8 protein-coding genes are annotated in these 9,232 nt (G+C 72.8%); 7 read left to right on the forward strand and 1 reads right to left on the reverse strand.

The genetic code is table 11. The annotated features are described in order from the left end of the window. Positions 1-353: 353 nt before the first annotated feature. Positions 354-926, reverse strand: coding sequence for a flavodoxin family protein (locus tag E2C05_RS24725; RefSeq protein ID WP_133222311.1), 573 nt, complete (start codon positions 924-926; stop codon positions 354-356). A 235-nt stretch (positions 927-1,161) separates the two neighbouring features. Between E2C05_RS24725 and E2C05_RS24730 the strand changes: the two genes are divergently transcribed. From E2C05_RS24730 to nusA, 7 genes are all read left to right on the forward strand, one after another. Beyond that, the gene (locus E2C05_RS24730; protein WP_133222312.1) at positions 1,162-1,614 is read left to right on the forward strand and encodes a DUF2231 domain-containing protein; all 453 of its coding nucleotides are present in this window, start codon (positions 1,162-1,164) and stop codon (positions 1,612-1,614) included. Further along, positions 1,611-2,990 (forward strand): PQQ-dependent sugar dehydrogenase, encoded by a 1,380-nt coding sequence (locus E2C05_RS24735; protein ID WP_240046883.1) that lies wholly within the window; start codon positions 1,611-1,613, stop codon positions 2,988-2,990. Before E2C05_RS24730 ends, E2C05_RS24735 begins: the two co-directional genes overlap by 4 nt. Positions 2,991-3,168: 178 nt before the next feature. After that, positions 3,169-3,942: a 4-hydroxy-tetrahydrodipicolinate reductase gene (gene dapB / locus E2C05_RS24740; protein WP_133222313.1), complete on the forward strand. Its 774-nt coding sequence runs from the start codon at positions 3,169-3,171 to the stop codon at positions 3,940-3,942. A 548-nt stretch (positions 3,943-4,490) separates the two neighbouring features. Further along, on the forward strand, positions 4,491-5,678 hold the full coding sequence (metK, locus tag E2C05_RS24745) for a methionine adenosyltransferase (RefSeq protein WP_133222314.1): 1,188 nt from the start codon (positions 4,491-4,493) through the stop codon (positions 5,676-5,678). A 148-nt stretch (positions 5,679-5,826) separates the two neighbouring features. After that, a complete protein-coding gene (trmB, locus tag E2C05_RS24750; RefSeq protein WP_133222315.1) occupies positions 5,827-6,537 on the forward strand; it encodes a tRNA (guanine(46)-N(7))-methyltransferase TrmB in 711 nt (236 codons plus the stop codon). A gap of 544 nt (positions 6,538-7,081) precedes the next feature. After that, the gene (rimP, locus tag E2C05_RS24755) at positions 7,082-7,615 is read left to right on the forward strand and encodes a ribosome maturation factor RimP (protein ID WP_133222316.1); all 534 of its coding nucleotides are present in this window, start codon (positions 7,082-7,084) and stop codon (positions 7,613-7,615) included. A gap of 4 nt (positions 7,616-7,619) precedes the next feature. Continuing rightward, positions 7,620-9,185 (forward strand): transcription termination factor NusA, encoded by a 1,566-nt coding sequence (gene nusA / locus E2C05_RS24760; RefSeq protein ID WP_133222317.1) that lies wholly within the window; start codon positions 7,620-7,622, stop codon positions 9,183-9,185. Positions 9,186-9,232: the final 47 nt, after the last annotated feature.

The raw sequence follows: 9,232 nt of genomic DNA on the forward strand, positions 1-9,232 counted from the left end.
GCCCCGCGCCGCCCCCCGGATGCGCCCCGCGACCTGGCCTGCGGGGCGGCCTCAGGCCGCGGCGGGGCACGGCCCCGGGCGATCCGCCTCCCGGCGTCGCGGGCGGGACGGATGGCGGCGCCCGGCCGTCCAGGGACCTTCGCACGCCACGCCCGGGCCGCAGCCGAAGCGGCAGCGGCGACGTAACCGCGGCGATCGCGAAGCTGTCGACGCGGCGGCGGGAACCGCGTCCCGGAGGGTACGTTCATGCTGCCGACCGCCGCATCCCCCCAGCGGCGGTCTTGGCAGGCGGCGGTGCGGACTCGGTCCCACCCGCACCGCCGCCCGCCCCCCCTTCCCGGATTCGACCGTCGTCAGCCGAACAGCCGCTTGGCCTGCCCGGCTACGCGCGCGCCGAACAGGCGGGCGGTCTCCAGGTCGCCGGGCAGCATCTCCTCCACCGAGGCATCCGAGGGCGTGGCCGCCAGGGCGCCGCCGAAGCCGGCGATCCAGTTCGGCTCGTTGCGGTCGGTGCCCTTGCGGTTCGCCGGCATCATCCCGGTGCCGACCCACAGCATCGAATGCTGCATGGCCAGGGTGATGAAGTACTGGATGGTCGAGAACTTGTCGCCGTTCACCGAGGCCGAGTTGGTGAAGCCGGCGGCCAGCTTGTCCTTCCAGGCCTGGGTGAACCACGGCTTGGAACTGGCGTCGGCGAATTTTTTGAACTGCCAGGACGGCGCGCCCATGTAGGTCGGCGCGCCGAAGACGATGGTGTCGGCGGCGGCCAGCGCCTCCCACCCGCCGTCCGGCAGGTTGCCCTCCGCATCGATGGCGATGGCCTCGGCCTCGATGCCCGGCACCGAGGCCGCGCCGGCAAGGACGCTTTCGGCCATGCGCCTGGTGTGGCCGTAGCCGGAATGGAAGACGATCGCGAGCTTGCTCATCGGGGGTTCTCCTGTCGCCGGCGCGGCCTCGCCGCGCCGTCCCGCCGCTTGTCGCGCCTGGGCCGGCGGCGGAAAAATCAGCGGCGGGAATGATCACCATTTGGGGGCGCCATCCCCGGCGGGAGCGGCGGGCCTTGCATGCGCTTGCGGCATCGCGGGCCGGCGGAACTCCCGCACCATGCCGCCGTAGACTCCCCGAGGGCGGCCCCCTGCCGCCCGGCGAGGCCGCCGCCGCATGACCGATGACACCGCCCTTCGCTCGCGGGCCAGGATCGCGGGCCACCCGATCCACCCGATGCTCGTGCCCTTCCCGATCGCCTGCCTGACCGGCGCGCTGCTCACCGACATCGCCTATTGGCGGTCCGCCGACATGATGTGGGCGAATGCCTCCGCCTGGCTGCTGGCGGCCGGCGCCGCCATGGGCGGGCTGGCGGCGCTGGCCGGGCTCTGGGACTTCCTCGGCAGCCGGCGCATCCGGGCGCAGCGGCCGGCCTGGCCGCATTTCCTCGGCAATGTCGTCGTGCTGGCGCTGGCGCTGCTCAACAACCTGGTCCACAGCCGCGATGCCTGGACCTCGGTGGTGCCGACCGGGCTGATCCTCTCGGCGCTGACCGTGGCGGTGATGCTGGTGACCGGCTGGCTCGGCGCTTCCCTGGTCTACCGGCACCGCGTGGGGGTGGCGGCGTGAGGCGCCGCGGACACCTGGCCCTGGCGGCCATCGCCGCCAGCGTCGTGCTGGCCGGCCCCGTCGCGCTGGCGCAGGACACGGCGCGGATCGGCGACCGGGAAGCGCAGATCGGCCCCGACCCGGTGCTGCCGGCGCCGCAGAACTACCTGCTGCCGCCGATGAACATCGCCCGCGCCATCGGCTGGAAGCCGGGCGAGGCGCCGAGCGTGCCGCCGGACCTGCGCATCGCCGCTTTCGCCCAGGGCCTGGCGCATCCGCGGCAGGTCGCCACCCTGCCGAATGGCGACGTGCTGGTGGTGGAATCCAAGGCGCCGGGGACCGAGCCGACCCGGCGGCCGAAGGACATCGTCCAGGGCTGGATCAAGTCCTTCGCCACCACCAGCCAGGGGCCGGGCCAGGCCGGGGGCGGCCGCAGCAACCGCATCACCCTGCTGCGCGACGCCGATGGCGACGGCGTGCCGGAGGTCCGCGGCACCTTCCTCGAGACGCTCGACTCGCCCTTCGGCGTGGTGCTGGTGGGCAGCGACCTCTATGTCGCCAACACCGCTGCGCTGGTCCGCTACCCCTACACCCCGGGCCAGACCCGGATGGAAGCGCCGCCGACGCTGGTGACGAACCTGCCCGGCGGGCCGATCAACCACCACTGGACCAAGGCGCTGACGGCCAGCCCGGACGGGACGAAGCTCTATGTCGGCGTCGGGTCCAACAGCAACATCACCGAGCACGGGATGGATGCCGAGCGCGAGCGTGCCGCGGTGTGGGAGGTCGACCGGGCCACCGGCGCGCACCGCCTGTTCGCCGAGGGCGTGCGCAACCCCACGGGCCTGGCCTTCGAGCCGCAGTCGGGCCGGCTCTGGGCCATCGCCAATGAGCGCGACGAGATCGGCCCGAAGCTGGTGCCGGACTACCTGACCTCCCTGCAGGAGGGCGGCTTCTATGGCTGGCCCTACAGCTACTGGGGCCAGCACCTGGACCCGCGGGTGATGCCGCAGCGGCCGGACCTCGTCGCGCGCGCCATCCGGCCGGACTACGCGCTGGGCTCGCATGTCGCGCCGCTCGGCCTCGCCTTCCACCAGGGCGGCGGCGGGCTGCCCGCGCGCTTCGGCGCCGGCGCCTTCATCGGCGAGCACGGCAGCTGGAACCGGCCGGACCTCGCCGGCTACAAGGTGGTGTTCGTGCCCTTCGAGAATGGCCGCCCCAGCGGCCTGGCACAGGACGTGGTGACCGGCTTCCTGAACGACCGGGGCGAGGCGCGCGGCCGGCCGGTCGGCGTGGCGCTGGACCGCACCGGCGCGCTGCTGATCGCCGACGACACCGGCGACACGGTGTGGCGGGTGACGGGGGCCTCGGCCCGCACGGCCGCGACGGGGCGCTGACCCCGCTGCGGCCGGGGGGGGCCAGCCCGGCCCCCGCCGCGGCGCCGTCCTGGGCGGCGCCCCTTGTATGGCACCCCCTGGACAAAGCCGCGCGACCCGTCAGCCTCCCGCCCCAGGCCATGGATCGCGGCGTTGAGTCGCGCGGCGCGATCCGCTCTCGTTGCGAGGAGGAATGCGCATGCCCGTCCGGATCGGCATCGCCGGCATCGCCGGCCGCATGGGCCGCCTGCTGGCGGAGGAGGCGGCGGCGGCCGGCGCCGTGGTGGCGGGCGGGACCCGCCGGCAGCCGGGGGCGGGCGAGGCCCCGGCGCCCATCCTGCCGGACATGGCCGCGCTCTGCGCCGCCAGCGACGTGGTGATCGACTTCACCCATGCCTCGGCCGCCGCCGCGCATGCCCGCACCGCCGCCGCGGCGGGCAAGCCCTTCGTGCTCGGCACCTCCGGCCTGTCGGCGGCCGACGAGGCGGCGGTGGCCGAGGCCGCGGCGCGCGTGCCCATCGTCTATGCCGCCAATTTCGCCCCGGGCGTGAACCTGTTCCTCGCCATCGCCGAGCGCATGGCGGCCGCCCTGCCGGCCGAGCACTACGATGCCGAGATCGTCGAGATGCATCACCGGCAGAAGGTCGATGCGCCCTCCGGCACCGCGGTGGCGCTGGGCCGGGCGGTGGCGCGCGGGCGGGGGACCACGCTGGAGGCGGCGGGGGTGGAAAGCGGGCGGGACGGCCATACGGGCGCGCGGAAGACCGGCGCCATCGGCTTCGCCGCGCTGCGCGGCGGCCAGGTGGTGGGGGAGCACACGCTGCTTTTCGCCGCCGGGTCGGAGCAGATCGCGCTGACGCATCGCAGCTTCGACCGCCGGGTCTATGCCACGGGCGCGGTGCGGGCGGCGCTGTGGCTGCAGGGGCGGCCGGCCGGGCTGTATGGCATGACGCATGTCCTCGGCATGGGCTGACGGGGCCTGGCCGGAGCCAAGGGGGCATCGGCACTGGGTCCCGGCTGCCGAGGCGGGCGCCACCGGGCGGGGGTCGGCCAGGGCGGACGGCGCCGCAGGCTGACCGCCACGCCGCTGCAACGGCCTGCTGTCGTTCGGCAAGTCTCGGCCGCCGCGATCGTGGCAGGCGGCGATCCGCGGTCGGGCAACGGACCGCGATCGGCGGGGGCGGTCGCAGGGCGGCAGGGCTCCGCGGCGATCCGGGCGCCGCAACGGTGCGGCCCTCGGTCCCGAACACGGACCGCTCGGGAGCCACCTCCCCTGAGGCACGCTCCCTCGGCCACGTCCCCTGGGCCACGCGGCCGGGACCCGCCGCCGCCGGGGTGCCCAGGCCCGCATCCGTCGCGGACCATCCGGACCGGATGATCCGGGGCATAAGCATATCTTTATATCTTCGGCCTTGACCCTTCGCCCCCCTTGCTGCGAAACAGCCGCCGACCGGCCGGCAGCCGGTGAGGCCAGCCGGGGCCCCGCCGGTTCCCCCGCGCGACAAGAGGACGAACCACGCCATGCGCGACAAGGGCGAGTACCTGTTCACTTCCGAATCCGTGTCCGAGGGCCATCCGGACAAGGTGGCCGACCGAATCTCCGACACGGTGCTGGACGCTTTCCTCGCCGCCGACCCCTATGCGCGCGTGGCCTGCGAGACGCTGGTCACCACCAACCGCATCGTCCTGGCCGGCGAGGTGCGTGGCCCCGACGGCATCCTCGAGAGCCTCGAGGACAAGGTGCGCGCCGCGGTGAAGGATATCGGCTACGACCAGGACGGCTTCTCCTGGCGGAATGCCGAGTTCCAGAACTACCTGCATGGCCAGTCCGCCGACATCGCGGTGGGCGTGGACGCCGCCGGCAACAAGGATGAGGGCGCCGGCGACCAGGGCATCATGTTCGGCTATGCGACGAACGAGACGCCGGAGCTGATGCCGGCGCCGCTGCTCTACGCGCACCAGATCCTGCTGAAGATGGCGGAGTACCGGAAGGCCGGCGACAAGCGCGCCAAGGGCCTGGAGCCCGACGCCAAGTCGCAGGTCACGCTGCGCTATGTCGACGGCAAGCCGGTGGGCGTCACCTGCGTCGTCGTCTCCACCCAGCATGCCGAGGGCATGGAGCAGGCCGAGATCAAGGAGCTGATCCGGCCGATCGTGAAGGACGTGCTGCCCGCGGGGTGGGAGGTGCCGGAGGCCGAGTTCTACGTGAACCCGACCGGCAAATTCGTCATCGGCGGCCCGGATGGCGACACCGGCCTGACCGGCCGCAAGATCATCGTCGACACCTATGGCGGCGCGGCCCCGCATGGCGGCGGCGCCTTCTCGGGCAAGGACCCGACCAAGGTGGACCGCAGCGCCGCCTATGCCGCGCGCTACGTGGCGAAGAACGTCGTGGCCGCCGGCCTGGCGGATCGCTGCACCATCCAGGTCTCCTACGCCATCGGCGTCTCCAAGCCGCTGTCGGTCTATTTCGACCTGCACGGCACGGGCAAGGACATCGACGAGGTGAAGCTGGCCTCGGTGGTGCAGGAGATCGTCAACCTCTCCCCGCGCGGGATCCGCGAGATGCTGCGCATGAACCGGCCGATCTACGCCGTGACCAGCGCCTATGGCCATTTCGGCCAGGCGCCTGACCTGAAGGCCGACACCTTCACCTGGGAGCGCACGGATATCCTGGCGCCCGAGCTGAAGCGGGCCTTCGGCCGCTGACATCCCGGGGGGAAGGGAGGGGACTCCCTTCCCCCCGGACCCCGCCTTTTTCCCTGGGCCCACAGGTTCAGCCGGCAGACCCACGGAAAAAGAAGGGGTGGGTGCGGGAGGGGAGTTCCCTCCCCTCCCACTTGGCGTACATCGCCGCATGACCGCCGACCGACCGCCCCTCGCCGAGGGCGTCCCCGACCGCCTCTATGGCCGCCGCCGCAGCCATCCGCTGCGCCCGCGCCAGCAAGTGCTGCTGGACGAGACCCTGCCGCGCCTGCGCCTCGCCCCCGGGCAGGCCGCCGACCCGCGCGCCGCCTTCGGCATCCCGGTGGAGGCGCTGTGGCTGGAGGTGGGCTTCGGCGGCGGGGAACACGCCCTGGCGCATGCCGCGGCCAACCCGCGCATCGGCTACATCGCCTCCGAGGTGTTCGAGAACGGGCTCTGCTCCCTGCTCTCCCGCTTGGTCGCGGAAGGGGAGGAGGCGACCGGCCCGCTGCCGGCCAATCTCCGCCTCTGGCCGCAGGATGCGCGGCACCTGCTGGGGCTGTTGCCGGACGGCTCGCTCGACCGGCTGTTCCTGATGTTCCCCGATCCCTGGCCGAAGGCGCGGCATGCCAAGCGGCGCTTCGTGCATCCCGGGATGCTGCCGGCGGTGGCGCGGGCGCTGCGGCCGGGCGGGGAATGGCGCATCGCCACGGACGACCCGACCTACCAGGCCTGGACCGCCGAGGTTCTGGCTGGGCAGGACCTGTTCGACGCGCCGCCGCCGGCCGAGGCACGGCCGGGGGGCTGGCCGCCCACCCGCTACGAGGCGAAGGCCCTGCGGGAGGGCCGCCGGCCGCTCTACTGGCGGGTGACGCGGCGCTGAGCCGCTCCGGGGCATCGATGGCAGGGCAGGGCCGCGCGCTCGGGCCTGCCCGCAGCGATCGACGCTGGCGCTACAGGACAAGCCCGGCCAGTCCGGCAAGGGCGCGGATCGCCGCCTCGGTCCGCTCGCCGGGCAGCCCGTCCACGCCAGGCACGACGGCGCGGCCGAGGCGCCGCTTCAGCAGGCAGGCGGTGGCCAGGGCGGATCGCGGGAGGGCGTGAACGCCCGGACGCGTGAAGCCGCTGTGCAGCCAAGGCCGGCCGGCAGCATCGCCCCGCCGGTCAGATGCTGCCGCACCAGCCCGGCCAGCCGTGGGGCGGGCCGGAGGCTGCGGACGGCGGTCGCGCCGGCGGCGGCAAGGGGCGGCACGCCATCGCGGATGGCCACCGCACCGCAGATCGGCAACCATGAGTTGAATCATGCGGTGCCGCGTTTCCGTTGCCTGGCAGCGGATGCGTCTTGCCCCGCCCGGGAGCCATGCCTATAGTCAGTGCATCCAACACCATCCGGTTCTTCGGGGGGTGGCCTGAAAGGGCCGCCTTTTTTGTTTTTGGCAGATCCAGTCGAACGTCCGCAGCATGAGGGCCTGGAGGCGCGCATTGCCGACGCCATCGCCCCCACCATCGAGCACATGGGCTACGAGCTCGTGCGCGTGCAGGTCTCCGGGAAGGAACGCCCGGTGGTCCAGATCATGGCCGACCGCGCCGACGACGCGCCCTTCCGCGTCGAGGATTGCGAGGCGATCAGCCACGCCATCGGCGCCGTGCTGGACGTGGAGGACCCGATCAAGGGCGAGTGGACGCTGGAAGTGTCCTCGGCCGGGATCGACCGGCCGCTGACCCGGGCCAAGGACTGGAACCGCTATGCCGGGCATGTGGCGCAGCTGGAGCTGATGGTGCCGTTCGACGGGCGCAAGCGGTTCCGGGGCATCGCGCTGGGCGCCGATGCCGAGACGGCGCGGCTGCGGCTGGAGGACGGGACGGAGGCGAGTTTCCCGCGCGGCAACATCCGCCGCGCCAAGCTGGTGCTGACCGACGAACTGATCGCCGCGACGGCGAATCCCAAGCAGGAGAACTGAAGCCATGGCCGTGGATGTCGCCATCGCGCGCCCCGAATTGCTGCAGGTCGCCGACGCCGTCGCGCGCGAGAAGATGATCGAGCGCGACGAGGTGCTGGAGGCGATGGAGCAGGCCATCCAGAAGGCCGGCCGCGCCAAGTACGGGCATGAGAAGGACATCCGCGCCATCATCGACCGCCGCAACGGGGAAGTGCGCCTGTCGCGCTGGACCGAGGTGGTGGAGCAGGAGCCGGTGGAGAACGAGGCGACGCAGATCCCGCTGCGCATCGCCCAGAAATTCCGCCCCGGCATCCAGGCCGGCGAGTTCATCGTGGACCCGCTGCCGCCGATCGATTTCGGCCGCATCGCCGCCCAGACGGCGAAGCAGGTGATCGTCCAGCGGGTGCGCGAGGTCGAGCGCAAGAAGCAGTTCGACGAGTACAAGGACCGCGTCGGCGAGATCGTCAACGGGATCGTCAAGCGGACCGAGTACGGCAACCTGATGGTGGACCTGGGCCGGGCCGAGGCGCTGCTGCGCCGCGACGAGACCATCCCGCGCGAGGCCTTCCGCAACGGCGACCGCGTCCGCGCCTACATCTACGACGTGCGGGAGGAACCGCGCGGCCCGCAGATCTTCCTCAGCCGCACCCATCCCGGCTTCCTGGCGAAGCTCTTCGCGCAGGAAGTGCCGGAGATCTATGACGGCATCATCGAGATCAAGGCGGTGGCGCGCGACCCCGGCAGCCGCGCCAAGATGGCCGTCATCAGCCGCGATTCCAGCATCGACCCGGTCGGCGCCTGCGTCGGCATGCGCGGGTCGCGCGTGCAGGCGGTGGTGCAGGAGCTGCAGGGCGAGAAGATCGACATCATCCCCTGGTCGGGCGACAATGCCACTTTCATCGTCAACGCCCTGGCGCCCGCCGAGGTGACGAAGGTCGTGCTTGACGACGACGCGCGGCGTTGCGAGGTGGTGGTGCCGGACGACCAGCTCTCCCTGGCCATCGGCCGCCGCGGCCAGAATGTCCGCCTCGGCTCCCAGCTCACCCGCTGGGACATCGACATCCTGACCGAGGCCGAGGAGAGCGAGCGCCGGCAGGAGGAATTCCGCAAGCGCACCGGCCTGTTCGTCGAGGCGCTGGACGTGGACGACGTCATCGCCGGCCTGCTGGTGACCGAGGGCTTCACCTCCATCGAGGACATCGTCTCGGTCGAGGACGAGGAGCTGGCGGAGATCGAGGGCTTCGACGAGACGGTGGCGGCCGAGCTGAAGCGCCGGGCCGAGGCCTGGCTGGAGCGCCGCGACGCCGAGCTGGACGAGCAGCGCCGCGGCATGGGCGTCGAGGACGTGGTCGCCGAGGTGGGCGGCTTCACCCCGGCGCAGCTGGTGGCGCTTGGCGAGAAGGGGGTGAAGACGCTGGACGACCTGGCCGACCTCGCCTCCGACGAGCTGATCGAGATGCTCGGCGAGGACTCGATGGACGAGGAGACGGCGAACGCCATCATCATGGCGGCGCGGCAGCACTGGTTCGAGGGCGAGGAAGCCCCGGAGGAGGTCGCCGAGCAGGCGGCGGCGGGCGACGCCCAGGACTGAGGCGGCCCGCCGGCGCCGCGCCGCCGCCCTCGCGGCGGCGGGCCAGG

It is taken from the genome of Paracraurococcus ruber (assembly GCF_004353985.1).
Lineage (GTDB): Bacteria > Pseudomonadota > Alphaproteobacteria > Acetobacterales > Acetobacteraceae > Paracraurococcus > Paracraurococcus ruber.

Bases quoted from the DNA above. Each gene is read 5' to 3' on its own strand.
- metK (WP_133222314.1), top strand. From the start codon at position 4,491: ATGCGCGACAAGGGCGAGTACCTGTTCACTTCCGAATCCGTGTCCGAG.
- E2C05_RS24725 (WP_133222311.1), bottom strand. From the start codon at position 926: ATGAGCAAGCTCGCGATCGTCTTCCATTCCGGCTACGGCCACACCAGG.
- dapB (WP_133222313.1), top strand. From the start codon at position 3,169: ATGCCCGTCCGGATCGGCATCGCCGGCATCGCCGGCCGCATGGGCCGC.
- trmB (WP_133222315.1), top strand. From the start codon at position 5,827: ATGACCGCCGACCGACCGCCCCTCGCCGAGGGCGTCCCCGACCGCCTC.
- nusA (WP_133222317.1), top strand. From the start codon at position 7,620: ATGGCCGTGGATGTCGCCATCGCGCGCCCCGAATTGCTGCAGGTCGCC.
- E2C05_RS24730 (WP_133222312.1), top strand. From the start codon at position 1,162: ATGACCGATGACACCGCCCTTCGCTCGCGGGCCAGGATCGCGGGCCAC.